The 24,594-nt window shown below is 73.8% G+C and carries 23 protein-coding genes; 10 read left to right on the forward strand and 13 right to left on the reverse strand.

What is annotated here, in order from left to right; all coding sequences use genetic code 11:
• Nucleotides 1-154: 154 nt before the first annotated feature.
• The 4 genes from ACZ4UX_RS22455 to ACZ4UX_RS22470 all read right to left on the reverse strand — a co-directional run bounded on the left by ACZ4UX_RS22455 (nucleotide 155) and on the right by ACZ4UX_RS22470 (nucleotide 5,319).
• Nucleotides 155-1,189: a glycosyltransferase family 2 protein gene (locus tag ACZ4UX_RS22455; RefSeq protein ID WP_465707932.1), complete on the reverse strand. Its 1,035-nt coding sequence runs from the start codon at nucleotides 1,187-1,189 to the stop codon at nucleotides 155-157.
• Nucleotides 1,190-1,471: 282 nt separating this feature from the next.
• Nucleotides 1,472-2,143, reverse strand: a complete 672-nt coding sequence (locus tag ACZ4UX_RS22460) for an aggregation-promoting factor C-terminal-like domain-containing protein (RefSeq protein WP_465707933.1) — start codon at nucleotides 2,141-2,143, stop codon at nucleotides 1,472-1,474.
• Between the two features lie 569 nt (nucleotides 2,144-2,712).
• A complete protein-coding gene (locus ACZ4UX_RS22465; protein WP_465707934.1) occupies nucleotides 2,713-3,654 on the reverse strand; it encodes an EI24 domain-containing protein in 942 nt (313 codons plus the stop codon).
• Between the two features lie 207 nt (nucleotides 3,655-3,861).
• Complete coding sequence (locus tag ACZ4UX_RS22470; RefSeq protein ID WP_465707935.1) at nucleotides 3,862-5,319, reverse strand: amino acid permease; 1,458 nt, start codon at nucleotides 5,317-5,319, stop codon at nucleotides 3,862-3,864.
• Nucleotides 5,320-5,593: 274 nt separating this feature from the next.
• Here ACZ4UX_RS22470 and ACZ4UX_RS22475 point away from each other — a divergent pair, with 274 nt between their 5' ends.
• Nucleotides 5,594-6,874, forward strand: a complete 1,281-nt coding sequence (locus ACZ4UX_RS22475; RefSeq protein WP_465708019.1) for a metallophosphoesterase — start codon at nucleotides 5,594-5,596, stop codon at nucleotides 6,872-6,874.
• A gap of 44 nt (nucleotides 6,875-6,918) precedes the next feature.
• Here ACZ4UX_RS22475 and ACZ4UX_RS22480 read toward each other — a convergent pair whose 3' ends face one another.
• A complete protein-coding gene (locus tag ACZ4UX_RS22480) occupies nucleotides 6,919-9,168 on the reverse strand; it encodes an MMPL family transporter (RefSeq protein WP_465707936.1) in 2,250 nt (749 codons plus the stop codon).
• A gap of 162 nt (nucleotides 9,169-9,330) precedes the next feature.
• Nucleotides 9,331-9,540: a hypothetical protein gene (locus ACZ4UX_RS22485; protein ID WP_352288811.1), complete on the reverse strand. Its 210-nt coding sequence runs from the start codon at nucleotides 9,538-9,540 to the stop codon at nucleotides 9,331-9,333.
• A 155-nt stretch (nucleotides 9,541-9,695) separates the two neighbouring features.
• On the opposite strand from ACZ4UX_RS22485, the gene ku reads away from it, so the two are divergent.
• Both ku and ACZ4UX_RS22495 read left to right on the forward strand, forming a co-directional pair.
• Entirely contained in the window at nucleotides 9,696-10,757 is a 1,062-nt protein-coding gene (gene ku / locus ACZ4UX_RS22490) for a non-homologous end joining protein Ku (RefSeq protein WP_465707937.1), read from the forward strand.
• Between the two features lie 52 nt (nucleotides 10,758-10,809).
• Nucleotides 10,810-11,091 (forward strand): hypothetical protein, encoded by a 282-nt coding sequence (locus tag ACZ4UX_RS22495; protein ID WP_329486470.1) that lies wholly within the window; start codon nucleotides 10,810-10,812, stop codon nucleotides 11,089-11,091.
• A 42-nt stretch (nucleotides 11,092-11,133) separates the two neighbouring features.
• On the opposite strand, the gene ACZ4UX_RS22500 is transcribed toward ACZ4UX_RS22495, so the two are convergent.
• Nucleotides 11,134-12,522, reverse strand: a complete 1,389-nt coding sequence (locus ACZ4UX_RS22500) for an NADP-dependent succinic semialdehyde dehydrogenase (RefSeq protein WP_465707938.1) — start codon at nucleotides 12,520-12,522, stop codon at nucleotides 11,134-11,136.
• A 124-nt stretch (nucleotides 12,523-12,646) separates the two neighbouring features.
• The gene (locus ACZ4UX_RS22505; RefSeq protein ID WP_352288819.1) at nucleotides 12,647-12,931 is read right to left on the reverse strand and encodes a DUF6158 family protein; all 285 of its coding nucleotides are present in this window, start codon (nucleotides 12,929-12,931) and stop codon (nucleotides 12,647-12,649) included.
• 242 nt (nucleotides 12,932-13,173) lie between these two features.
• Between ACZ4UX_RS22505 and ACZ4UX_RS22510 the strand changes: the two genes are divergently transcribed.
• Nucleotides 13,174-14,172 (forward strand): adenosine deaminase, encoded by a 999-nt coding sequence (locus ACZ4UX_RS22510; protein ID WP_352288822.1) that lies wholly within the window; start codon nucleotides 13,174-13,176, stop codon nucleotides 14,170-14,172.
• An 88-nt stretch (nucleotides 14,173-14,260) separates the two neighbouring features.
• Here ACZ4UX_RS22510 and ACZ4UX_RS22515 read toward each other — a convergent pair whose 3' ends face one another.
• From ACZ4UX_RS22515 to ACZ4UX_RS22530, 4 genes are all read right to left on the reverse strand, one after another.
• Nucleotides 14,261-14,887, reverse strand: coding sequence for a vitamin K epoxide reductase family protein (locus ACZ4UX_RS22515; RefSeq protein WP_465707939.1), 627 nt, complete (start codon nucleotides 14,885-14,887; stop codon nucleotides 14,261-14,263).
• Entirely contained in the window at nucleotides 14,884-15,714 is an 831-nt protein-coding gene (locus ACZ4UX_RS22520) for a DsbA family protein (RefSeq protein WP_465707940.1), read from the reverse strand. Before ACZ4UX_RS22520 ends, ACZ4UX_RS22515 begins: the two co-directional genes overlap by 4 nt.
• A gap of 95 nt (nucleotides 15,715-15,809) precedes the next feature.
• Nucleotides 15,810-16,469, reverse strand: coding sequence for a hypothetical protein (locus ACZ4UX_RS22525; protein WP_465707941.1), 660 nt, complete (start codon nucleotides 16,467-16,469; stop codon nucleotides 15,810-15,812).
• Nucleotides 16,470-16,567: 98 nt separating this feature from the next.
• Complete coding sequence (locus ACZ4UX_RS22530; protein ID WP_329486456.1) at nucleotides 16,568-17,038, reverse strand: SRPBCC family protein; 471 nt, start codon at nucleotides 17,036-17,038, stop codon at nucleotides 16,568-16,570.
• Between the two features lie 184 nt (nucleotides 17,039-17,222).
• Here ACZ4UX_RS22530 and ACZ4UX_RS22535 point away from each other — a divergent pair, with 184 nt between their 5' ends.
• Entirely contained in the window at nucleotides 17,223-18,092 is an 870-nt protein-coding gene (locus ACZ4UX_RS22535) for an Fpg/Nei family DNA glycosylase (RefSeq protein ID WP_465707942.1), read from the forward strand.
• Nucleotides 18,093-18,138: 46 nt separating this feature from the next.
• On the opposite strand, the gene ACZ4UX_RS22540 is transcribed toward ACZ4UX_RS22535, so the two are convergent.
• Nucleotides 18,139-18,993, reverse strand: a complete 855-nt coding sequence (locus ACZ4UX_RS22540; protein ID WP_465707943.1) for an SAM-dependent methyltransferase — start codon at nucleotides 18,991-18,993, stop codon at nucleotides 18,139-18,141.
• Between the two features lie 174 nt (nucleotides 18,994-19,167).
• Between ACZ4UX_RS22540 and ACZ4UX_RS22545 the strand changes: the two genes are divergently transcribed.
• The 5 genes from ACZ4UX_RS22545 to ACZ4UX_RS22565 all read left to right on the forward strand — a co-directional run bounded on the left by ACZ4UX_RS22545 (nucleotide 19,168) and on the right by ACZ4UX_RS22565 (nucleotide 24,482).
• Nucleotides 19,168-20,106 carry a polysaccharide deacetylase family protein gene (locus ACZ4UX_RS22545; RefSeq protein ID WP_465707944.1) on the forward strand — a complete coding sequence of 313 codons (939 nt, stop codon included), beginning with the start codon at nucleotides 19,168-19,170 and terminating at the stop codon, nucleotides 20,104-20,106.
• A 162-nt stretch (nucleotides 20,107-20,268) separates the two neighbouring features.
• Nucleotides 20,269-20,595: a hypothetical protein gene (locus ACZ4UX_RS22550; protein ID WP_465707945.1), complete on the forward strand. Its 327-nt coding sequence runs from the start codon at nucleotides 20,269-20,271 to the stop codon at nucleotides 20,593-20,595.
• Nucleotides 20,596-20,753: 158 nt separating this feature from the next.
• Nucleotides 20,754-21,833: a class I SAM-dependent methyltransferase gene (locus ACZ4UX_RS22555; protein ID WP_465707946.1), complete on the forward strand. Its 1,080-nt coding sequence runs from the start codon at nucleotides 20,754-20,756 to the stop codon at nucleotides 21,831-21,833.
• 76 nt (nucleotides 21,834-21,909) lie between these two features.
• Nucleotides 21,910-22,782 carry a sulfurtransferase gene (locus ACZ4UX_RS22560; RefSeq protein ID WP_329486448.1) on the forward strand — a complete coding sequence of 291 codons (873 nt, stop codon included), beginning with the start codon at nucleotides 21,910-21,912 and terminating at the stop codon, nucleotides 22,780-22,782.
• A gap of 176 nt (nucleotides 22,783-22,958) precedes the next feature.
• Nucleotides 22,959-24,482 (forward strand): M1 family metallopeptidase, encoded by a 1,524-nt coding sequence (locus ACZ4UX_RS22565; protein ID WP_465708020.1) that lies wholly within the window; start codon nucleotides 22,959-22,961, stop codon nucleotides 24,480-24,482.
• The last annotated feature ends 112 nt before the right edge of the window (nucleotides 24,483-24,594 follow it).

Raw genomic sequence — 24,594 nt, forward strand, 5'->3', positions numbered from 1 at the left:
GGGGGGTGGGTGAGCGGCACCACAGCGAGCAGCAGGGGGGGGGTACGTGGGGTGGGGAGGCCTTGTTTGGGCTGCCCAGATCCCCCCCCCCCCCCCACACCGGCTCCGGCTCCGCCGGACGGACGTCCGGTCTCCCGGCCCGGCGCCGTCCGGGTCAGGCCGAGGCCCGCCGGCGGGCCGAGCCGGTGAGGGTGCCCTTGGCGATGTGCGAGAGCTTGGCCATCTCGAAGGCGGGGTAGGCGCCGCCGGCCAGCAGCGAGAACTTCACGCCCTCGCGCCCGCCGGGCCGCCGGTGCCCGGCCGGCTGGAAGCGGCGGTGGTGCTCGGCGGCGCGGTGGAAGAACTGGGGCCGCTCGGCCCGCGCCACGCACCCGGCCAGGTCGAACACGAACAGGTAGTGCCGGACCATCCGGGTGAACAGGGCGTCGCGGACGGCCTCCAGCTCCGGCTGCCAGGCCGCCACCTCGTCCAGCAGGGCGAAGCTGCGCTCGTACTGGTCGAAGATGTCGAACTGGCTGCTGCCGGGCGAGGCGGCCGGGTGGACGGTCTCCCGCCGCCGCAGCTGGACGCAGGCGCGCGGCAGCACGGCGATCCGTCCGGCGGTCAGCATGGCCCGGTGCACGGCCGGGATCTCCTCGTAGCGGCCGTCCGGGAAGGCGAGCGCGCGGCCCTGCCAGAAGTCGCGCCGTAGCAGCCGGTCCCAGATCAGCGCGGGCGCGCCGAGCAGCTCGGGACGGGCGGCCGGCCCGGTGACCTCGGGCCCGGCCTCGGCCAGCACCGCCTCCGCGCCGCCCGGCCAGTCGCGCCCGCCGTGCCGCCGGGTGTGCCCGAACAGCAGCACGTCCACCGGGCCGGTCTGCTCCAGCCGGTCGGCGAGCGAGCGCAGGCCGTCCCGGGGGAGCAGGTGGTCGGCGTCGAGGAAGAGCAGGTACTCGCCGGTCGCCCGGGCGGCGCCGGCGTCCCGGCTGACGCCCACGCCGACGGCGGCGTTGAGGTGCAGCGCCGAGACCTGCGGGTGCCGCGCCGCGTACGCGTCGGCGAGGTCGGCCGGGGTCTCGGGGGAACGGTCCGCGACCAGGATGACCTCGAAGTCGCGGAAGGACTGCGCGAGGAGCGAGTCGAGGCATTCCGCCAGCTGTTTCTGCTGGTCGTAGGCGGGGAGCACGACGCTGATCAGGGGAGAGGGCATGAGGCCGGAGCGTAGGAGCGCGGCCGGAAGGTGGCAAAGCCCTGACGGTCGGTAATTCTGATCAATCCGCGTCAAATCGTACGAGCGTGCGCCATATCTTCACCCGTCATGCCGGACGTGTCCACGTCGAGCGGCGCCGCCGGCCGGATCCGACGACGGTGCCGGTGCCCGCGCGGACGGGCCGGTCGCGGCGCGGTCCCGGACCTCGCGGTGCGGAAAGGCCGAGGACCCCGCGCGGGTCTGCCGCGCGGGGTCCTCGGGGCTGGCACCGGCCGGGTCGGCTCAGTACCAGTGGTGGCTCTGCCAGAAGGACCAGGCGCCGCAGGGGCTGCCGTACCGGGAGTTCATGTAGTCCAGGCCCCACTTGATCTGGGTGGCGGGGTTGGTGCGCCAGTCGGCGCCGGCCGAGGCCATCTTGGAGCCGGGGAGCGCCTGGACCAGGCCGTAGGCGCCGGAGGAGGCGTTGACGGCGAGGTGGTTCCAGCTGCTCTCGTGGGACACGATGTTGCTGAAGCACTGCAGCTGGCCGGCCGGGACGATCTGGGCGGCGATCTCGCGGGCGCTGCCGGAGTAGGTGGGCTTGGCGTTGAGCGCGGCGCGCTCCTGCGAGCGGGAGGCGGCGGCCTCCGCGTCGGCCTTGGCCTTGGCGTCCGCCTGGGCCTTCGCCTCGGCCTGGGCCTGCGCGGCGGCCTGCGCCTGTGCGGCGGCGTCCGCCTCGGCCTGTGCCTGTGCCTGCGCCTGGGCAGCGGCCGCAGCAGCGGCGTCGGCCGCGGCCGGGTCGGCCTGGGCGGCCACCGGCTGCCCGTCCACGGAGACACCGGCCACCGGGGCGGCCGCCTCGGCGACGCTGCCGCCGCTCTGCGGGACGGCGAGGGCGGCGGTGGCCGCACCCGCCACCACGAGGGTGGTGATACCGGTGATCAGCGAGTTGCGGCGGGCATGGCTGAGCTGCATGGAGCGGACGATCCTTTTCCGTCGGGGGCCGTACCGGGAGCACGGGGGCTCCGGCACGAGGACACGGGCGGACAGGGCCCGCGATGCCGTCCGGGACGGCCATGGCACCCCGGCCGTGACGGCGGGGCGGGCGGGACGCGCGGCGGACGGACCGGTTCGCGCTGCCTGGCGACTGGCCATTCTTCGCAGAGCCCGGCGGGGGCGGCAAAGGCAGCGGCTACTACGGCGGGTAGTGGGTGGGGTGGCCCGAACGGCGAAGCGCCCGGCCGCGGCCGGGCGCTTCGAGGCGGGGGGTCCGATCCCGTCGACCGACGGCCGGTCGACCGCCGGCCCGACGGAGCAGGGGGTGAATCGGCGCGGTGGCCTGCGTTCTTCGCGGTCCGCTCCGTGGCCGGCCATCGGGCCGGCACGGCCGGGCGATGCCGCTCCGCGGCTGCGTGGGCGGACCGCGGCCCGGCGACAACTATCGAGGGCAGTAGCAGCGCGGAGCCGTGTGGGCGGCTTCACAGCGCGGCGGCCCCGGTGCGACGCGCGGTGACCGGACGGTCACCGCTCCGCGCCCCCGGCCCTCAGCGGGAGGAGTACGGGTTCGGCCCGCCGTACGGCCGGACCGGCTCCGGGCCCGTCGCGTACGGGTTCCCCGGCACCGGTCGCTGCTCGCCGTACCCGGACCCGTACCCGGGCGCCCCGGGCACCCCGGGTGCGCCGCCCGCGTCGTCCGCCTGGTCCTGCCGGTCCTGCTCGTCCGGCTCGTCCTCGGCGTGCTCGGCGTCCTCCACCGGCACCAGGTCGCGCGCCAGCAGGGTGGCACCGGCCACCGCGCCGGGCATCGCGAGGACGGTCACCAACGGGACGAGGAAGCCCAGGATCAGCGGCACGCCGAAGCCGAAGGCCAGCCCGAGCCGGGAGCGCAGCAGCCGGATCCGCTCGCGCTGCGGCACGCCGCGCCGCTGCAGGGCCACCGCCGTCAGCTCGACGGTGAGGAAGAAGCCGGACACCAGGAACCCGGCCACCGGCACCAGCGTCTGCCCGACCACCGGGATGAACCCGCAGGCGAACAGCAGGACGCCGAACCCGGCCACCCGGACCAGCACGTAGAGGCTGTCCCGCGCCGAGACGGCCAGCTCGCGCCAGAGCGGCACGTCCGGCGGGGTGGGCGCGCCGCCCTCGGTCTCGTCGACCTTCTCGCAGAGCGACTCGTAGAACGGCTGGCCGACCAGCAGCGTGACGGCGGTGAAGGTGATGACGGAGATCAGCAGCCCGCCGCCGAAGACGATCGCGGCGAGGGCGGTGCGCAGCAGGCCCTGCCAGGGCGAGCCCCAGCCGTCGGCGAACGGGGTGGCCCACTCGGCGAGCTCCTCCGACCAGCCGCCGAGGAACACCAGCGCCACCACGTACCCGACCAGGGTGATCAGCGCGGGCAGCATCCCGAAGCCCCACCAGCGGCCGTGCCGGCCCACCCACTTCTGGCCCTTGGCCAGGTACCCCAACCCCGCTGCAAGATCTCGCATAGGGGGAAGGGTAGGGGCTGGCCGTCGGCGGGTCATCTCCGTCCCGTCCTGATCCGGTACCGGGGGCGGGCCCGCCGGCCACCGGGCCGGACATCGCACCACGCGCCGGAGACGGGCCCCGCCCCGGGGCGCCGGGCCGGAAAACGCCACCGGGCCCGGGAGCCTCCGCAACGGCTCCCGGGCCCGGCGTGCGGGCGGCGCGACGGCTCAGGCAGCCGGCGCCACTGCCGCAGCCCGTCGCCTGCGGCCCACCACGGCCGATGCCGTCAGCACGATGGCTGCGGCGACCAGCGACAGGTACATCTGCTTCCGCCCGTCGGCGTCGGTGAACATGTACGCCATCACGAAGCCGATCATGCCGATCGCGGTCCAGGTGAGGTACGGGTACAGCCACATCCGGACGGTCAGGCGCTCGGGCGTCTCGCGCTCGATGATCTTGCGCATCCTCAACTGGGAGAAGCAGATCACGAGCCAGACGAAGAGCGCCACCGCGCCGGAGGAGTTGAGCAGGAAGGAGAAGACGGTGTCGGGGGAGGTGTAGTTGAAGAACACCGCCACGAAGCCGAAGACCACCGAGACGAGGATCGCGATCCGCGGCACGCCGCGGCTGGTCACCGAGGCGAAGGCCTTGGGGGCGTCGCCGCGCTGGCCCAGCGAGAAGGCCATCCGGGAGGCGGTGTACATCCCCGAGTTGAGGCAGGAGAGCACGGCGGTCAGCACGATCACGTCCATCACCTGGCCGGCGCCCGGGATGCCGACGTGCTCCAGCACGGCGACGTAGGGGCTGCCCTTGACGGCCGCCGAGTCCCACGGGAGCAGGGTCACGACCAGCAGGATCGAACCCAGGTAGAAGATGCCGATGCGCCAGATCACACTGTTGGTGGCCTTGCTGACCGCCTTCTCCGGGTCCTCCGACTCGCCGGCGGCCAGGGTGACGATCTCGCTGCCCATGAAGGCGAAGACCACGGTGAGCATGCCGGTGAAGACCGCGCCCACACCGTGCGGGAGGAAGCCGCCGTGGCCGGTCAGGTTCTCCGTGCCGACCGCGTGGGTGCCGGGCAGCAGCCCGAACGCCGCGAGCGTGCCGATCACCAGGAAGGCGGCGATCGCCACCACCTTGATGCCGGCGAACCAGAACTCGAACTCGCCGTAGGAGGCCACCGAGAAGAGGTTGGTGGCGGTCAGCACCGCCATCACGATCAGTGCGAACGCCCACTGCGGCACGCCGGGCACCCAGTTGTTGAGGATCTTCGCCCCGGCGGTGGCCTCGACGGCCAGCACCACGACCCAGAAGAACCAGTACAGCCAGCCGATCGAGAAGCCGGCCCAGCGGCCGAGCGCCCGGTCGGCGTAGGCCGAGAACGATCCGCTCTGCGGGTCGGCCGCCGCCATCTCACCGAGCATCCGCATGACCAGGACGACCAGCACGCCGGCGAGGGCGTAGGAGAGCAGGATGCCGGGGCCGGTGGCCGCGATGCCCGCGCCGGAGCCCACGAACAGGCCGGCGCCGATCACGCCGCCGATCGCGATCATCGACAGGTGGCGGTTCTTGAGCCCGGCCTTCAGGTGCCCGTCGGCGCCCTGACCGTGCTGGAGCTGCTTCTGCTGCTGCGGAGCGGCATCGCCCGGCGGCGAGCCGGCCGAGGTGGTGGTTTCCGCACTCATCGAGGGTGCCCTGTGCCTTTCCCGCGCGGCTGCCCCTCGGCTCGAACGCCGGAGGGTGGGGGACGGACCCGCGCATTGCGGTGCAACTTAACTTCTACCTACGAGTATCGGAACAAGGCCTTCGGAAATGTTCGCTCAGCGGACATAAAGCGCCAGGTCAGAGCGGGTGGACCGGGGTGGTGGAAAGCTCAAATCTGACACAGCGCCAGCCGGTCCGGCGGCCTCGGGGGCCGTCGTCGGCGCCGGCCGGGCGGGCGTTCATACTGGCGGCGTGATGATCGTCCTCGTGGTGCTCGGCGTCCTCGCCGTCCTGGCCCTCGCGCACTGGTACCTCTGGCGGCGCCTGGTGCGCGACGTCTCCGCTCCCGGCGGTCGGTGGCGCCGTGCGGGCACCGTGCTGGCCGTCGTGCTGCCGCTGCTCTCGCTGGGCGCGCTGGTCGGCGGGCGGGGGTTGCCGATGTCCGTCGAGCGCTGGCTGGCCTGGCCGGGCTACCTCTGGCTGGCGGTGCTGCTCTACCTGCTGATGGCGGTGGCGGTCGGTGAGGCCCTCCGCCCGCTGCTGCTCCGGCTGCCGCGGCCGCGGGCCGCGACCCCGCCGGAGCCGGTGGCCGCCCCCGCGTCCGCGTCCGCGGCCGCCCCCGCGTCCGCGTCCGCGGCCGCCCCCGCGGCGGCGGACGGCGACGCAGCCGAGCCGGCCGCCGGCGAGCCGGTGCCGACCACCGCGCCCTCGCCCGGGCGCCGGCTCTTCGTCGCCCGGACGCTCGCGATCGGCGCCTCCGGCGCGGCGGCCGCCGTGGTCGGCACCGGCACCTACGGGGTGCTGCGCGGGCCGCGTCTGAAGCAGGTCACCGTGCCGCTGGCGAAGCTGCCCGCGCGGGCGCACGGCTACCGGATCGCCGTGGTCAGCGACATCCACCTGGGCCCGATCCTCGGACGCGAGCACACCCGGCGGATCGTCGACACCATCAACGGCGCGCAGCCCGACCTGATCGCGATCGTCGGTGACCTGGTGGACGGCTCGGTCGCCGAACTCGGGCGTGCGGCGGAGCCGCTGGCGCAGCTGCGGGCGCGGGACGGCGCGTACTTCGTCACCGGCAACCACGAGTACTTCTCCGGCGCGGCCCCCTGGGTGGACTTCGTCCGCGAGCTGGGCGTCCACCCGCTGCAGAACGCCCGGGTGGAGCTCGCCGGGTTCGATCTGGCCGGGGTCAACGACATCGCCGGGCGCACCGAGGGTGACGGCCCGGACTTCGACAAGGCGCTCGGCGACCGCGACCGGGCCCGCACCTCGGTGCTGCTCTCGCACCAGCCGGTCACCATCCACGACGCCGTCCGGCACGGCGTCGACCTCCAGCTCTCCGGCCACACCCACGGCGGCCAGCTCTGGCCGGGCAACTACCTGGCCGAACTGGCCAACCCCACCGTCGCCGGCCTGGAGCGGTACGGCGACACCCAGCTGTACGTGACCCGTGGGGCCGGGGCCTGGGGCCCGCCGGTCCGGGTCGGCGCGCCGTCCGACATCACCATCGTCACGCTGGCCTCGCTCCAGGCCTGAGCCCGCCCGGCCCGGCCCGCCCGGCCCGCGCCGCCCCGCCGCCCTCAGGCCCGCTCGCCCGCGCCCTCGGTGTCGAGGTGCGGGAGCACCCGGTCCAGGAAGCGGGGCGTCCACCAGGCGGCGGGGCCCAGCAGGGTCATCACGGCCGGTACCAGGAGCAGCCGGACCACGGTGGCGTCGATCAGCACGCTGACGGCCAGCCCGAGGCCCATCATCTTGATCACGATGTTGTCGCTCACGATGAAGGCGGCGAACACGCTGACCATGATCAGCGCCGCGCAGGAGATCACCCGGGCGGTGATCTCCAGGGCGTGGGCCACGCTGCCCCGGCTGTCCCCGGTGCTCAGCCAGGCCTCGTGCACCCGGGAGAGCAGGAAGATCTCGTAGTCCATGCTGAGGCCGAAGACGATGGCGAACATCATCATCGGGACGTAGCTCTCGATCGGCACCGTCCCGGCGACCCCCAGCGCGGGCCCGCCCCAGCCCCACTGGAAGACCGCCACCAGGACGCCGTAGGAGGCGGCGATGGAGATCAGGTTGAGCACGGCCGCCTTCACCGCGATCAGCAGGCCCCGGAAGACGGTCAGGATGATCAGGAAGGCCAGGCCGACCACCACCGCGATGATCGGCAGCAGCCGGGCGGCCACGATGTCGGCGAACTCCACCTGGGCAGCCGTCGTGCCGGTCACATAGGTCGTGGCGCCGCTCCCCGCCACGGCCTGCGGCAGGACGGTGCCGGAGAGGTGCCCGACCAGCTGGGTGGTCTGCTCGTCCTGCGGCCGCTGGGCGGGGGTGACGGTGTTGAACAGCACGTCACCGTCGGAGCTGGTCTGGAGCGGGGTGACGCCGGAGGTGTCGGGCGTGCCGGCCAGCGCCTGCTGCACGGAGCTCAGCAGCGCCGGCCGGGCGTCGGCCGCGACGGCGCTCTGGTCGACGACCACGGTGATCGGGCCGTTGGAGCCGGGGCCGAAGGCGTCGGACATCAGGTCGAAGGCGCGCCGGTCGGTGAAGGTGGTCGGGTCGGCCCCGTCGTCGATGTGGCCGAGCTGGATGGAGAAGAGCGGGATGGCGAGGACGCCGACGACGACCACTCCGGCGGCCAGGAACCACCACGGACGGCGCTCCACCCGCTGGGCGTAGCGGTGCCACGTCCCGGTGATCTCCTCGCCGGGCGCGACCCCGGTCTCGGCGACCGGCGAATGCACCGTCCAGCGGTCCATCCGGCGGCCGATCAGGCCCATCAGGGCCGGGAGCAGGGTGAGTGCGGCGAGGACGGCGGAGATCACCGTCACCCCCGCGGCGGCGCCGAGCTTGGCGATGAAGTTGACCCGGGAGACGACCAGACCGGCCAGCGCGATCACCACGGTGCAGCCGGAGACCAGCACCGCCCGACCGCTGGTTGCCACGGCGTGCCCGGCGGAGGCCACCGGGTCCTTGCCGTCCATCAGGCCCTGTCGGTGCCGGGTGAGCAGGAACAGCGCGTAGTCGATGCCGACGCCGATGCCGATCATGGTCGCCAGGGTCGGGGCGACCGTGGCGAAGGTGGTGGCGGCGGCCAGCAGGCCGAGCACCCCGAGGCCGACGACGGCCCCGATCAGGGCGGTGACCAGCGGCAGGCCGGCCGCGATCACGCTGCCGAAGCCGATCAGCAGAACGACGATCGCGACCCCGAAGCCGATCAGCTCGCTGACCCGGTCGTCGGCCACCGGGCGCGCCAGTTCACCCAGCGGCCCGCCGTACTCGACCTCCACCCCGGCCGCCCGCAACGGGGCGACGGCGGTGTCGACACCGTCGAGGTAGTCGTCGCCGAGGGTCGTGGGGTTCACGTCGAAGCGGACGGTGAGGTAGCCGGTGAGGCCGTCCGCGGCGAGCGGGCCGCCGGGCGGGGAGGGCTGGCCGGCGGGCGGCAGCGGACTCTGCGCCGACTGCACGTGCGGCAGCGTGCTCAGCGAGCCGACCACCTGGTCGATCTGGCTCTGGAACCCGGTCAGTGACTGGCTGTCGTGGAGCACCACCTGGGAGCTGGTGCCGCCGGCCGCCGGTTCGTGCGCCTGGAGGACGTTGCGGCCCTCCTGCGCCTGGGTGTCCGAGAGCGAGAAGTCGTCCGAGAACGTCCCGCCGACCGCCCGGTCGATCACCTGGACGCCGGCCAGGGCGACCAGCCAGAGCACGATCACCAGGACCGAGTGGCGCGCGCACCACTCGCCCAGTCGGCGCAGGGCGCCGCGCCGGGGCGGTTGCGGGGGGCGGGCCGGGCCGGGGATGCGGGCGGGGCCGCCCGAGGACGAGGGCATGAACGCTCCTGGGGCCGGGGGCGACGTTCCGTCACGCCTGGTCGGGCGGGACCACGGAGTCCCGATGCTAGGGAGCGGTGCCGGGCGATCCGGCGCGATCACCCGGTGACACGCCCCGGTGCCTCCGTTCGGCGGGTCCCGCCCCCGCGGCCGGCCGGAGCCTCAGGCCGGGCGCAGCTCCAGCAGGACGATCCGCGCGCCCTCCGGCCGCCCGGTGAGGCGGGCGGCGAGGATCCGCGGGATGTCGCTCTCCTGCGAGTACCCGGGCACCACCGTGACCTCCGCCCGCCGGACCCCGGGCTCCCCGGCCACGGCGTACGTCACGACGTACGTGGTCCGCTCGGGCGGCGGGGGCGGGCGCGTCCCCGGCATGGCGCCACCTCCTCGGCTCCCGGCCATTGTCCGCCGGTCCGGCCCGGTCCGGCCCGCCGCGTCGGCCCGGACCGGGACCGTGTGGCCGATCGGGGTGAATCCGGGCACAGTGGAAATCTCCGGGAGGGGGACCGTCCGGGAAGGGGCGACACCCCATGCAGACCACCTGGAAGGGGACGATCAGCTTCGGGCTGGTCAGCATCCCCGTCCACCTGTACTCCGCGACCCAGGAGCACGACGTCCCGCTGCACCAGGTGCACGCGAAGGACGGCGGCCGGGTGCGGATGAAGCGGTACTGCGAGCAGGAGGGGAAGGAAGTCCCCTACGCGGAGATCGCCAAGGGCTACGAGTCGCCCGACGGGCGGACCGTCACCCTCACCGACGAGGACCTCGCCGAGCTGCCGCTGCCCAGCAAGAAGGTCATCGACGTGCTGGCGTTCGTGGACGCGGCCGAGATCGACCCGCTGATGTTCTCCAAGGCCTACTACGTCGGTGTCGCTGACAAGGCCGCCGCCAAGCCGTACGCGCTGCTGCGCGACGCGCTCACCGAGTCCGGCCGGATCGCGGTCACCAAGATCGCGCTGCGGACCAGGGAGTCGCCGGCCGTGCTGCGGGTGCACGACGGGACGCTGGTGCTGCAGACCTGCATCTGGCCCGACGAGGTCCGCCCGGCGGCCGGGATCGCGCCCGACGAGCAGGTGACCGTGCGGCCGCAGGAGCTGAAGATGGCCCGCTCGCTGATGGACACGCTCTCCGAGGACTTCGACCTCTCCCAGCTCCACGACGACTACCAGCAGGCGCTGCAGCAGGTCATCGAGGCCCGGATCCAGGGCGTGGAGGTGCCGCACGAGGCGGAGCCCGGCGAGGCTCCGGACAACGTCATCGATCTGATGGCGGCGCTGCGCAGCAGTCTCAAGGAGGCCAAGGGCGCCCACCGCGGCCGCCGGGCCGGGCCGGGCGCCGAACCGGAGGCCGGTCCGGCGGCGGTGGAGGAGCCGCCCCCGGCGGAGGCCCCGGCGCCCCGCAAGCGCGCGCCCGCACGGAAGGCGGCGGCTGGGAAAGCGGCGGCCGAGAAGGCGACGGCTCCCAGGACGGCCACCGGCCGGGCCACCGCGGACCGGGCCGCCACCAGGGCCGCGGCCGGCACCACGAAGCCGGCCGCGGCCGCGAAGAAGACCACCAGCAGGAAGTCCGCAGCTCCCCGCAAGGTCTCGTGAGGCCTCGGTGAGCTGATCACCGGCAGTCCCCGACGTCCGGAGGCGATCCCAGATGGACCTACTGACCTACAAGGCGCTCGACACCGGCCCCGACGCGCCGCGGCATCCGAGCCTGGCGCACCGGGCCTGGCACGGCCTGCTCAGCCTCGGTCCGACGGCCGTGGTGCTGATGCTCGCGCTCTCGCTCGGCCTCGGCGCCGTCGGGTCCCAGGTGACCTCGCTGCCCTGGCTGATCGTCTTCAGCATCGTGTGGGGCGTCACGCTGATCGCGCTGTGCGGCATGGTCGCCCGGTGGATGACACCCGGCCAGGGCAGGCACCGGATGGCCGCCTGACCCGGCCGGGGCGGGGTCCGGACGGCCCCGCCCCGGCCGCCGTCAGGCCACCCAGACGGTGGTGATGTTGCAGAACTCCCGGATCCCGTGGCCGCTCAGCTCGCGCCCGAAGCCCGAGCGCTTGACGCCGCCGAACGGCAGGGCCGGGTGCGAGGCGGTCATGCCGTTGAAGAACACCCCGCCGGCCTGGATGTCCCGGACGAAGCGCTCCTGCTCGGCCGGGTCGGTGGTCCAGACGTTGGAGCTGAGCCCGAAGGGCGTGTCGTTGGCCAGCGCCACCGCCTCGTCCAGGTCGGCGGCCTCGTAGACGGTGGCGACCGGGCCGAAGGTCTCCTCCAGGTGGATCCGCATCGCCGGGGTGATGCCGGTCAGCACCGTCGGCTCGTAGAACCAGCCGGCCTCCAGGCCCGCGGGGCGGCGGCCGCCGCACTCCACGCCGGCCCCGTGCGCCCGGGCGTCCTCGACCAGCTCCTCCAGGTCGTCCCGCCCCTGGCTGCTGGCCATCGGGCCGACCTCGGTCGCCTCCTCCATCGGATCGCCGACGGTCAGCGCCCGCATGGCCGCGGTGAACGCCTCGGTGAACGGCCGGTACACGGCGGTGTGCACGATGAAGCGCTTGGCGGCGATGCAGGACTGCCCGTTGTTCTGCACCCGGGCCCGGACGGCGGTGGCCACGGCGGCGTCCAGGTCGGCGCTCGGCAGGACCACGAACGGGTCGCTGCCGCCCAGCTCCAGCACGGCCTTCTTCACCTCGTCCGCGGCCGTCGCCGCCACCGCCCGCCCGGCGGGCTCGCTGCCGGTCAGCGTCACCGCGGCCACCCGGCGGTCGCGGATCACGCCCTCCACCGCGCCCGAGCCGATCAGCAGGGTCTGGAAGCAGCCCTCCGGGAACCCGGCCCGACGGAACAGTTCCTCCAGGGCCACCGCCGTCCGGGGGACGTTGGACGCGTGCTTCAGCAGGCCGACGTTGCCCGCCATCAGGGCCGGCGCGGCGAACCGGATCACCTGCCAGAACGGGAAGTTCCACGGCATCACGGCCAGCACCGCCCCGATCGGGCGGTAGCGGACGTAGGCCCGGGCGGCGCCGGAATCGGCGACGTCGGCCGGGGCGGGGTGCTCGTCGGCGAGCAGCCCCTCGGCGTTCTCGGCGTACCAGCGCATCGCCTTCGCGCACTTGGCGGCCTCGGCGCGGGCGGCCGCCAGCGGCTTGCCCATCTCCTCGGTCATCGTGCGGGCGACGGACTCCAGGTCCGCGTCCAGCAGGTCGGCGGCGCGGCGCAGCAGCTCGGCGCGGTACGCGAAGGAGGTGGTGCGGTAGGACTGGAACGCCGCCTCGGCGCGGGCCAGCCGCTGCTCGATGCCGGCGGCGTCCAGCGCTTCGAAGGTCTCCAGGGTCTCGCCGGTCGCGGGGTTGACGCTTGCGATGGCCATGCGGTGGGCTCCCAGGTGTCCGTGGGGGATTGCTCCGGAGTCGTTGCTCCACCCTGGCCGACACCCCGCCCCGAGCGCACCACCGCCGCCCGGCGTGTCCCGCCGGGCGCCGGCCGCCGCGGCCTCACTCCGGCAGCGACTCCACCCGCGCCGCGGCCTCCCGGGCGCGGGCACCCGCCCTGGTCCGGCCGGCCGTGACCAGCCGGTTCGGGAACCGGTGCAGGTACTCCGCCTCCAGCTGCCCGGTCCGCAGGGTGTGCCGCTTCAGGGCCTCCTCCGACCCGTACAGGAAGGTCTCGTGCCTGGTCCGGTGCAGCTGCTCCAGCTCGTGCAGCAGGGTGTCGTTGCCCAGGGCGTGCGGGGAGATCCCCGCGGGCCTGGTGTGCGGAGCGTCGTCCGGGTGCCGCATGGTCCACTACCTCCTCGGCGCGAATCCCCCCGTACCCGGGTGCCCCCGACCGCGGCCGGTACACCGGTGTGCCGACGGGACTCCCGTACCGGCAGTGTCGTCGCCCCCGGGGCCTTTCGCGAGGCGTGCGGCCGGGCCGCCGCGCACGCGGGCCCGGGGAGGTGGCGGGCGGGTGACCGGATCGTACGATGACTATCCCGACGTCCCCTTCCTTTCCCTCCCAGAATTCGGAACGATCACCTATGCCGCTGCCCAAGGCCGAACTCCACCTGCACATCGAAGGCACGCTGGAGCCGGAACTCGCCTTCGCGCTCGCCGCGCGCAACGGCGTCACGCTCCCGTACGCCGACACCGAGGAGCTCCGCCGGGCCTACTCCTTCAGCGACCTGCAGTCCTTCCTGGACCTCTACTACGCGCTGATGACGGTGCTGCGCACCGAGGCGGACTTCGCCGACCTCGCCGACGCGTACCTGGCCCGGGCCGCCGGGCAGGGGGTGCGGCACGCCGAGATCTTCTTCGACCCGCAGGCGCACACCGCCCGCGGGGTGCCGCTGGACGTGGTGGTGGAGGGCCTCGGGCGGGCCCTGGACCGCAGCGAGGAGCGGTACGGCGTCAGCACCCGGCTGATCATGTGCTTCCTGCGGGACGAGTCCGCCGAGTCCGCGCTGGAGACCTTCGAGGCCGCCCGGCCGCACTTCGGCCGGATCACCGGGATCGGACTCGACTCGGCGGAGGTCGGGAACCCGCCGGCCAAGTTCCGCGAGGTCTACCGGCGCGCCGCCGAAGCCGGGCTGCACCGGGTCGCCCACGCGGGGGAGGAGGGCCCGGCCTCGTACGTCACCGAGGCCCTGGACGTCCTCGGGGTCGAGCGGATCGACCACGGTCTGCGCTGCCTGGAGGACCCGGCGCTGGTCGACCGCCTGGTCCGCGAGCAGATCCCGCTCACCCTCTGCCCGCTCTCCAACGTGCGCCTGCGCTGCGTCGACACGCTGGCCGACCACCCGCTGCCCGCCATGCTCGCGGCGGGCCTGCTGGTGACCGTCAACTCCGACGACCCGGCGTACTTCGGCGGCTACGTCGACGACAACTTCCGTGCGGTGGCCGGGGCCCTCGCGCTCGCGCCCGAGACGCTGCGCCTGCTCGCCGCCAACTCCTTCCGCGCCTCGTTCCTGGACGAGGACCGCCGGGCGGCGCTGCTGGCCGAGGTGGCGGCCTACGCGTTCGAGCCGGCCGGCGTCTGAGCCCCGGCTCCGGAGGCATCGAATCCGGGGGCATCGAATCCGGAGGCACCGGCTCCGGGCCGCGACGGGCCCGGAGCCGGGGGGAGGCTCAGACCAGCGTGCGCCAGTAGTACCAGAACCGGTCGAGGATCAGCAGCACGATCACCGCGTACCAGAGCGCCGGCACCACCCAGTGGTAGCGTCCGGCCTCCCGCACCACCGGGCGCAGGCCGCGTGGGGTCGGGATCACGCCGGTGCGCAGATTGTGCAGGGTGGTGTACCAGAACAGCGGGATCATGGTGGCCCAGACCACCATGCAGTACGGGCAGAGCGCGCCGATCCGGTACAGCGCCTGGTACATCAGCCAGCTCACGAAACCGATCCCGAACACCGTCCCGGCCTGGAGGCCGAGCCAGAACCAGCGCCGGTACGTCGCCCCGGCCAGCAGGCCGGCGCCGATCGCGATCACCACGGCGAAGCCGACCAGGCCGAGCAGCGAGTTGGGGAAGCCGAAGGCCTCGGCCTGGTCGCTGCGCATGATCGAGCCGCAGCTGATGATCGGGTTGATGTTGCAGTTGGGGACGTACGACGGGTCCTCCAGCAGCCGGATCTTGTCCAGAGTGAGGACGGCCGAGGCGAAGATCCCGATCGCGCCGCCGATCAGCAGCAGGAGCGCGAACGGCCGGCTCGCGCCGTGGCCGCGCGCGGGTGCGGCGACCGTACCGGCGGGCGTCACCCGGTCACCTGCTTGACCATCGCGGTGAAGCGCTCGGGAGTGACGGGCGCGCCGTTGGTGAAGACGTCGAGCTTGGTGCCGTCCAGCTTCACCGTGGGGGTGCCGGTGACCCCGCTCTTGTCGAAGGCCTTGTTCACCTGGTTGGCCCACGGGGCGTAGGTGCCGTCCTGGACGGCCTTCACGAAGGCGTCCGTCTTCAGGCCCGGGACCTGCTCGGCGAGGTCCAGCAGCCGGTTGACGTCGGCGAAGCCGTCGTTGCGCTCGTCGGGCTGGTTGGCGTACAGCACGTCGTGGAACTGCTTGAACTTGTCGACGCCCTCGTTGAGCGCCGCCCCGGCGGCGGCCAGCGCGGTGCGCGAGCCCTTGCCGCCCAGGCCCTGGTCCAGGAACGTCGCCAGGTGGTACTCGATCTTGTACGTGCCGTCGTCGGCGAGCTGCTGGACGGTCTTGCCGTTGGTGGTCTCCAGCTGCTCGCAGTACGGGCAGCGGAAGTCCTCGTAGATCTCCAGGGTGTGCGGGGCGTCGGCCTTGCCGTAGGTGATCACGGTGCCGTCGGCGCCGCCCGCGTTGGCGGGGACGACCAGCGGCCCGGCGGCGGCGGTGTCGCCCGGGCCGGAGGAGCCGCCGACGGCGAAGGCCACACCGGCGGCCAGCGCCAGCACGGCGGCGGAGGCGGCGCCGACGATCGTCCGGCGGCGGATTCTCGCCGCCCGCTCGGTGCGCTCGCGCTCCTCGCGCATCCGCTCGGTGGCGGCGCGCCGGGCCTCGCTCCTGGCGGCCCGGGTGTTCGTCGTCCTGGCGTTGATCGGCTGGGGCTTCTTGCTCATGGCGGGTGTCGTCCTGTGCTCTCGGTCGGTGACGGGCGGGCGCGCACGGGCGCGCGGCGAGAACGACCGGCCGGGAAACGCTCGGGAGAGTGCTCTCAGCAGGCCGGGACGGGCACCGGAGGCCCACGACGGACGGCGGGGCTGAGCAGGACGTCCTCGACGGGGACGCGCACGCGGCTGGCGCGCGGGAACGGCATCCGCACCAGCGGCCGGGCCGGGACGGGCGCCGCGAGCAGCAGCAGCCAGTGGCCGGCGGCGGCCGGGAAGCGCCGGGCGAAGTCGCCCAGCACCCGGGCGGAGGCGGCGAACGCGCTCAGCGCGGCGTCGGCGCGGCGCAGCCAGAAGGCGGCGGCCAGGGCGATCGCGCCGTGCAGTGCCAGCAGCACCAGCAGGCCGGCGGACCGGGAGACACCGTGGCCCAGCAGGACCCCGCCGAGCGAGCCGCCGCCGCACAGCAGCGGCTCGAAGCCGCGCGCGGTGCCGGGCGGGAGCGAGGGGCAGGTGCTCTGGGCGAAGTCGAACAGCGCGCTCAGACCCAGCTCCAGCGGCAGGAAGACCGCCGCGATCGCCGGGAAGCCGCGCTCGGATCCGGCCAGGGCGAACGCCACCGCGAAGACGGCGCCGCCGGCCACGGCCAGCGTGCCGAGCGGCAGCGGGCGTCCGGTGACCAGCACCTGGCCGAGCCCGGCGAGCAGCACGACCAGCGCGGCGAAGATCGCCGCGCGAATCGTCCTGGTGGCCGGGCCGGTACTCATGGCATCCGAGTCTGCCACAGGTTGAACGGTGGACGACCTGTCCGACGGACTCCTGTGAAGATCCTCACCACCGGCTCTGAGCTGGGCTTATTCGATCCTTATCGAGGGCTCTCGGCAGCCGGCCCGGGACGGGCGGCGGCCGTCCGGGCCTCGACGATCTCCCGGAACAGCTCCAGGTCGGCACGGACCACCCGCTCGATCGCCCCGGCCTGGGCGAAGCCGCGCGGCCCGCCGAACACCTGCTGCACCGTCTCCGGGTCGTACTCGACCCGGATCTGCAGCCGGGTGTGGCTCCGGTCCAGCGGGAGCAGCGCGAACGCGCCGTGCAGCCGCGGGCCGTTCAGCGTCCGCCAGGCCATCACCCGGCCCCGGCCCCGGTCGGTGATCTCGGTCTCGACGTCGCGCTCGGTCCCGCCGATCTCCACCCCGAGGTGCGCGAGGCTGGTGCCGTGCGGGTAGGCGCTGCGCACCCCGCCCACGAACCGCGGGTAGTCGTGGACCCGGTGCAACTGCTCCCAGGCCGCCAGCACCGGGGCATCGATGTCGATCTGCTCTTCGAGCGTGCTCATGAGGGGGCCGGACCTTTCCCGGGCTCGGGCGCTGCGGTGGTGCGGGGCACCTCCAGCCTGCGCCCACCGGCCGCCGCGGGGCAACGAGAGCGGCGGTAACCGGACAACCGGGACGACCGGGAGGACCGGACGACCGGGAGGCGACCGGCGGGCGGGGGCCGGAGGTCTGCGCGAGACTGGGCGCATGCCGGAGCTGCCCGAGGTCGAGGCCCTCAGCGCCTTCCTGTCCGAGCGGTTGACCGGGCGGGTGATCGCCCGGGTGCAGCCGGTGGCCATCAGTGCCCTGAAGACCTACGACCCGCCGGTGACGGCGCTGGAGGGGCGGACGGTCGGCCCCGTCACCCGGCACGGGAAGTTCCTCGACATCGAGGCCGGCGGCCTGCACCTGGTCGTCCACCTGGCCCGGGCCGGCTGGCTCCGGTGGAAGGACAGCCTGCCGCCCGAGCCCCCGCGCCCGGGCGGGAAGAACCCGCTGGCCCTGCGGGTGCGGCTGGAGGGGCCCGACGGGGACGGCTTCGACCTCACCGAGGCGGGCACCAAGAAGGGGCTCGCGGTGTACGTGGTGACGGACCCGGCCGCCGTCCCCGGTGTCGCCCGGCTCGGCCCGGACCCGCTGGACCCGGGCTTCACCCTGGCGGACTTCACCGCCCTGCTGAGCGGCGAGCGCCGCCGGCTGAAGGGCGTGCTGCGGGACCAGGGCGTGCTGGCCGGGGTCGGCAACGCCTACTCGGACGAGGTGCTGCACGCGGCCCGGATGTCGCCGTACAAGCTGGCGTCGAGCCTGACGGAGGACGAGAGGGCCCGGCTGTTCGAGGCGCTCGGCGCCACCCTGCGCGACGCGGTGGAGCGCTCCCGCGGGCTGGCGGCGGGGGACCTCAAGGCGGAGAAGAAGCTCGGCCTGCGGGTGCACGGCCGGACCGGGCAGCCGTGCCCGGTCTGCGGGGACACCGTGCGCGAGGTGTCGTTCGCCGATTCCTCGCTGCAGTACTGCCCCACCTGCCAGACCGGCGGCAAACCGCTCGCGGACCGGCGGCTGTCGAGGCTGCTGAAGTAGCGGGGCCCCCGGGACCGGTCCGCCCCGGGGGTGCCGATGGGCGCGCCTACGGCTTCCGGGCGACGCCGCCCCAGTAGTAGGCGGAGGTCGGGTCGGCCGGCGGCTCGCCGTCCGGGCGCCAGCCCATCACCGGGGCGACCCCGGGCTCGATCAGCTCCCAGCCGTCGAAGAACGCGGCGACCTCGTCACGGGTGCGCGGGACGAGGGTCATCCCGCCGGCCCGGGCCGCCTCCGCGACCTTGGCGACGCTCTCCGGGTCGAAGTCCTGGGTGGGGTGGGTGAGCGCCAGGCAGCTCCCGCTGGGCAGCGCGTCGCGCAGCGCGGCGACCTTGGCCCACGGGTCGTCCTCGTCGGCGACCAGCATCAGGACGGCGATCATCAGCAGGCCGACCGGCCGGTCGAGGTCCAGCGTGGAGGTGAGCGCCGGGTCGCCGAGCAGTTCGGCGGGCTTGCCCAGGTCGGCGTGGATGTAGGTGGTGCGGCTGGCGGGCGTGGAGACCATCAGTGCCCGGGCGTGGGCGAGCACGATCGGGTCGTTGTCGACGTAGACCACCCGGGTGCCGGGGCTGACCGCCTCGGCGATCTCGTGGGTGTTGGGCGAGGTGGGGATGCCGGTGCCGAGGTCGAGGAACTGCCGGATGCCCTGCTCCCGGGCCAGGTAGCGGACGGCGCGGCCCTGGAACGCCCGGTTCTCCTTGGCCATCGCCTTCACGCTGGGGACGGCCTGCTCGATGGCCTGTCCCATGGCGCGGTCCGGCGGGAAGTTGGTCTTCCCGCCCAGCCAGTAGTCGTACACGCGTGCGGAGTGCGGAGCGCTGGTGTCGACGCCGAAACGCTGCCACTCGCTCAGCTCGACGGCGTCGTCCTGGGCCTGGTCGGAGAAGTCCTGACTTGTCGTCATGGCCACGTCCTCTGAAGACAGATCATCACACTGGGGAGGTCAGCGTAGCGGTCCGGTCGGGGCGGTGGTCACCCGGTCCGCCGGGGCGCGGTGGGGCTGGGCCGTCGGAGTGATGCTGGGGGCCGTCGGAGTTGCCGGTGGGAGGCGTGACGGTTCGCGGGGGAAGCATCGATCATGCTGTCTGATCGTCAGATTACTTCGCGTAGATTGCTACTGGTCGCGGCCGGGATGTCGCTGCTCGGGGTCGCCGGTTGCCGGGGGTCGGAGGGGGTGGACGGCGCGGCCGCCGCCGCGCCGGGTGCCGAGGCCGCCGGTGCGGCCTCGGACGGGCCCGCCGCCGTGCCCGCCGCCGCCGCGACGGCTTCGGCCGCCTCGGCCCCGCCCTCTGCGGCTCCCTCGCCCGCCCCCTCCGCCTCGGCCTCCGCGGCCGGCCCCGCCTCGGCGCCCGCCGCCCCCGCCTCCTCCGCACCCGCCGCCTCGGTCGCGCCGGTCGCCGCGCCCCGGGTGCTGACGGCCGCCGAGAGCAAGCCGGTGTACGAACTCGACGCCGAACGCCGGGTGGTGGCCCTCACCATCGACGACGGCCCGGACCCGCGCCACACCCCGACCGTGCTGGCCCTGCTGGAGCAGTACCGGATCAGGGCCACCTTCTTCCTGATCGGCGAGAACGCCGTCGAGCACCCCGGGCTGGTCCGGGAGATCGCGGCGCGCGGCCACCACATCGCCAACCACACCTGGACCCACCCGGATCTGCGGAGCCTCTCGGAGAGCAAGGTGCGCGACGAACTGGAGCGCACCTCCGACCTGCTGAACCGGACCACCGGGAAGCCGCCGACCTGGTTCCGCGCGCCCGGCGGGGACTGGTCCACGGCCGCGCTCAAGGTCAGCGCCTCGCTCGGGATGCGGTCGATGGGGTGGTCGGTGGATCCGCGCGACTGGGCCAGGCCGGGCACCTCGGTGATCACCGAGCGGATCCTGAAGGACGTCCGGCCGGGCGCGATCGTGCTCAACCACGACGGCGGCGGCGACCGTTCGCAGACGGTGGCCGCGCTGAAGGCGTACCTGCCGGTGCTGATCGACTCCGGGTACTACTTCACCGCACCGCCGGGGTGAGGACGCATGTGCGGGGGAGTGGTGCCAGGTAGCGGCATTTCCGTCTAAACCACTCGAAAGAGTGGATTGGAAGAACCGTTTCTGCGCTTTTTGGGCTTCTAGGGTGATCTCGCATCAGTTTCCCCGGTACCCGTGTGTACCGCCCTGAAAGGCCCCTCCCCCATGCGTCTCCGCAACGCCACGCTCGCCGCCGCCAGCGCCATCGCCCTCGTCCTCGCGGTACCCGCCTCCGCCGGTGCGGCCACCGGTGACTTCCTCTACAAGGTCGGCCGCGGGACGGAGACCGGTCTGGCCGACCCGGTGAGCGGCGAGTGCATCGACCTCCCGGGTGCCACCATCGACGTTCCGGCCTTCGCGCCCGAGAACCACACCCGCTCGACGGCCACGGTCTACCTCGACTTCGACTGCGCGGGCGACGTCTTCTTCGTGATGCTCCCGGGCAAGAAGTACAGCCACCGGCTCCACCTGCGGTCCGTCGTCTTCTCCTGAGCCGGCCGACCCCGGTGGGCGCGGGGCGGCCCGGTCGTCATCGCCGGGCCGCCCGCGCCGATCCGTGTGGGGCCGCCGCCGATCGGCCCCGGCCGGGCGGGCGGCGTAGCGTGGCTGGGGGAGGGGTTCGCGTCGGCTCCGACGGCGGAGGAGGAATGATGTCCGCTTCGGCACTCGATCCGGTCCGGCAAGAGGAGTTCGCGGGGCGCACCCTGCAACTGCTGAACGACGCCTGCCTGGGATTCATGGCCAGCATCGGCCATCAGACCGAGCTTTTCGACACCATGGCCGGGCTCGCCCCCTCGACCAGTGAGGAGATCGCCCGCGCCGGCGGGCTGAACGAGCGCTACGTCCGGGAGTGGCTGGGCGCCATGGTGGTCGGCGGGATCGTCGACTACGACCCGCAGCGGTCCACCTACGCGCTGCCGCCCGAGCACGCGGCCTCCCTGACCAGGGCGGCCGGTCCGGACAACATGGCCGGGCTGATGCAGTACCTGGCGCTGATGGGCGAGGTCGAGCAGCAGGTGGTGGAGGCCTTCCGGAAGGGCGGCGGGGTGCCCTACTCGGCGTACCCGCGGTTCCAGGCCCTGCAGGGCGAGGAGTCGCGGCGGGTGTACGACGTGGCCCTGGTGGAGGCCATCCTCCCGCTCGTGCCCGGGCTGACCGAGCGGCTGCGGGCCGGGATCGACACCCTCGACATCGGCACCGGGCAGGGGCACGCCGTCAACCTGATCGCCCGGGCCTTCCCCGAGAGCCGCTGCACCGGGGTCGACATCTCGGAGGCCGGCATCGAAGCGGCGCGGGCCGAGGCCGCCGAGCTGGGCCTGGGCAACGCCCGCTTCGAGGTCGCCGACTCCGCCGCGCTCACCGGCTCCTACGACTTGGTCACCGCCTTCGACGTGATCCACGACCTGGCCCGCCCGGCCCGGACGCTGGCCGCCGTCGCCGGTGCGCTGCGGCCGGACGGCGTCTTCCTGATGGGCGACATCGCCGCCAGCAGCCGGCTGGAGGAGAACATCGACCACCCGCTCGCCCCGGCGCTGTACGCGCTGTCGACCTTCTACTGCATGACGGTCTCGCTCGGTGAGGGCGGTGCGGGGCTGGGCACGGTCTGGGGGGAGCAGACGGCCCGCCGGATGCTCGCGGAGGCCGGGTTCGGCGCGGTGGAGACGAAGCGGGTCGAGGGCGACGTGCTCAACCTGTACTACGTGGTGCGGCCGGCCGGAGCCGAGGGGTAGGGGCCGCGGCGGGCGGGGGTGGCCGGGCTCTGCGGTCGGACGTAGGTTCGAAGAGTCCGAGTGAAGGAGGGCAGCGATGACCGGCAACGGCTACGCACACCCCGAGGCGCTGGTCCCCACCGAGTGGCTCGCCCGGCACCTCGACGACGGCACCGTCCGCATCGTCGAGGTGGACGAGGACACCACGGCGTATGGGCAGGGGCACATCCCCGGAGCGGTGGGCTGGAACTGGACCACCGACCTGCACAGCCGGGTGGGCCGCGACTACGCCGACCGCGAGGGCGTGCAGCAGCTGCTGCGCGCGGCCGACGTGGAGGACGACACCACCGTGGTGCTGTACGGCGGCAACAACAACTGGTTCGCCGCCTACGCCTACTGGCTGCTGCGGCTGCGCGGCTTCGGACCGGTGCGGCTGCTCGACGGCGGACGCAAGAAGTGGGAGCTGGAGGAGCGGGAGCTCAGCCAGGAGGTGATGGACTACCAGCACAGCGCCCTCCGGCTGAGCGGGCCCGAACACCCCGAGGTGCGGGCGCTGCGCGACGAGGTGCTGGCCACGGCCGAGGTGTTCGCCAAGCCCGGCACCGACGCCGTCCTGGTCGACGTCCGCTCGCCGGCCGAGTACCGGGGCGAGGCACTGGCCCCGCCGCACCTGCCGCGGGAGCAGGCGCAGGTGCCCGGACACATCCCCGGCGCGGTGAACATCCCCTGGTCGCAGGCGGCCAACGACGACGGCACCTTCCGGTCCGCCGAGGAGCTGCGCGCGCTGTACGGCGGGCAGGGGGTCTCCCGGGACCGCGAGGTGATCGCGTACTGCCGGATCGGGGAGCGCTCGGCGCACACCTGGTTCGCGCTCACCGAGCTGCTCGGGTACCCGGACGTCAAGAACTACGACGGCTCGTGGACGGAGTACGGCTCGCTGGTGCGGGCGCCGGTGGCGCTGGGGGCGTGAGGCCGGGTCGGGGCCGGGTCGCGAGCGGTCGGGGGTGACGGGCGCGCGGCGGCGCCATGTCGGCTCATTTCTTCTCATGAACATTTCATCCCGGAGGAGTGGGCCGGGGCCCGCCGGGACAGGGATCGATCCGACCCACTGTCCCAGTGACCCCGGAGACCGCCTTGCGCAAGAGAATGCTCGTCCCCGCCGCCGCCGGCGCGCTCGCCCTGCTGCTGACCGTCCCCGCCTCCGCCGCCCAGGGCGGCCCGGGCGCCGCGGGCATCGGCGACACCTACTACCCCAACGCCGGCAACGGCGGGTACAACGTCTCGCACTACGACATCCGACTCAAATACCAGCCCGTGACCGACGAACTGGAAGGCACCACCACCATCCTCGCCACCACGACCCAGGACCTCACCCGGTTCAACCTGGACTTCGTGCTCGGCGTCAAGGAGATCCTGGTCAACGGCCGCACCGCCGCGTTCGCCGCCACCGGCGAGTCGGAGCTGGAGATCACCCCGGCCCGGCCGCTCGCCAAGGGCAGCCCGGTGACCGTGGTGGTCCGCTACGCGGACAAGCCCGGCGAGGTGAAGCGCGACGGCTTCTCCGCCTGGCTGCGCACCCCCGACGGCGGCGTCGCGGCCAACGAGCCGGAGAGCGCGCCCTGGTGGTTCCCGAGCAACGACCACCCCACCGACAAGGCCACCTTCGACGTCTCCGTCCTGGTGCCCGACGGCACCCAGGCGATCAGCAACGGCCTGCTGACCGGCCAGAGCTCCAAGGCCGGCTGGACGCGCTACAACTGGCGCGAGGCCAAGCCGCAGGCGACCTATCTGGCCACCCTGGCGATCGGCAAGTTCGACATCAGGACCGACACCACGCCCGGTGGGCTGCCGGTCACCACCGCCTACAGCAAGGACCTCGGCGACAACGACGGCGCGGCGCGGGCCAGCGTCGAGCGCACCGGCGAGGTGGTGGACTGGCTGAGCGGCTACTTCGGCGCGTACCCGTTCGACTCGGTCGGCGGCTACGTCCCCAACGTGAGGACCGGCTACGCCCTGGAGACCCAGACCCAGGTGTTCTACAGCCCCGCCCAGTTCTCGCGCGGCGCCAACACCGCCGTCGTCGTGCACGAGCTGGCCCACCAGTGGTACGGCGACAGCGTCTCCGTCCAGCGCTGGAGCGACATCTGGCTCAACGAGGGCTTCGCCCGCTACGCGCAGTGGCTCTGGTCCGAGCACGAGAACGAGGGCACCGCACAGGAGCTCGCCGACTACGTCTACTCCTTCTACCCGGCCGGCGACGCCTTCTGGACGGTCAGGCCGGGCGACCCGGGGCCGGACCACCAGTTCGCCGGAGCCGTCTACGACCGGGGGGCGGTGGCCATCCAGGCGCTGCGCAACGCCGTCGGTGACGAGAAGTTCTTCAAGGTCCTGAAGGGGTGGCCGACCGAGCGCCGCTACGGCAACGCCACCATCCCGCAGTTCCAGGCCTTCGCCGAGCGGATCTCCGGCAAGCCGCTCGGGGAGCTCTTCAACACCTGGCTGTTCACCGACTCGAAGCCGGCCCTCTCCTCGGCGGGCGTCCCGGCGGCGTCGGCGCCCGGCGCGGCCGGCGCGCCGGCCCTGGCGCCGACGGCCACGGCGCAGCTGCCGGAGCCGAAGTCGTGGAAGAAGATCCAGGAGACCAACTCGGTCCACGAGCAGCGGCACTGACGCACCGGCCCGGGGGGAAGGGGGGGGGGGGGGGGGGGGGGGGGGGCGGGGGGGGGGGGGGGGGGGGGGGGGGGGGGGGGGGGGGGGGGGGGGGGGGGGGGGGGGGGGGTTT

The sequence above is a fragment of the Kitasatospora sp. NPDC028961 genome, from assembly GCF_055564815.1.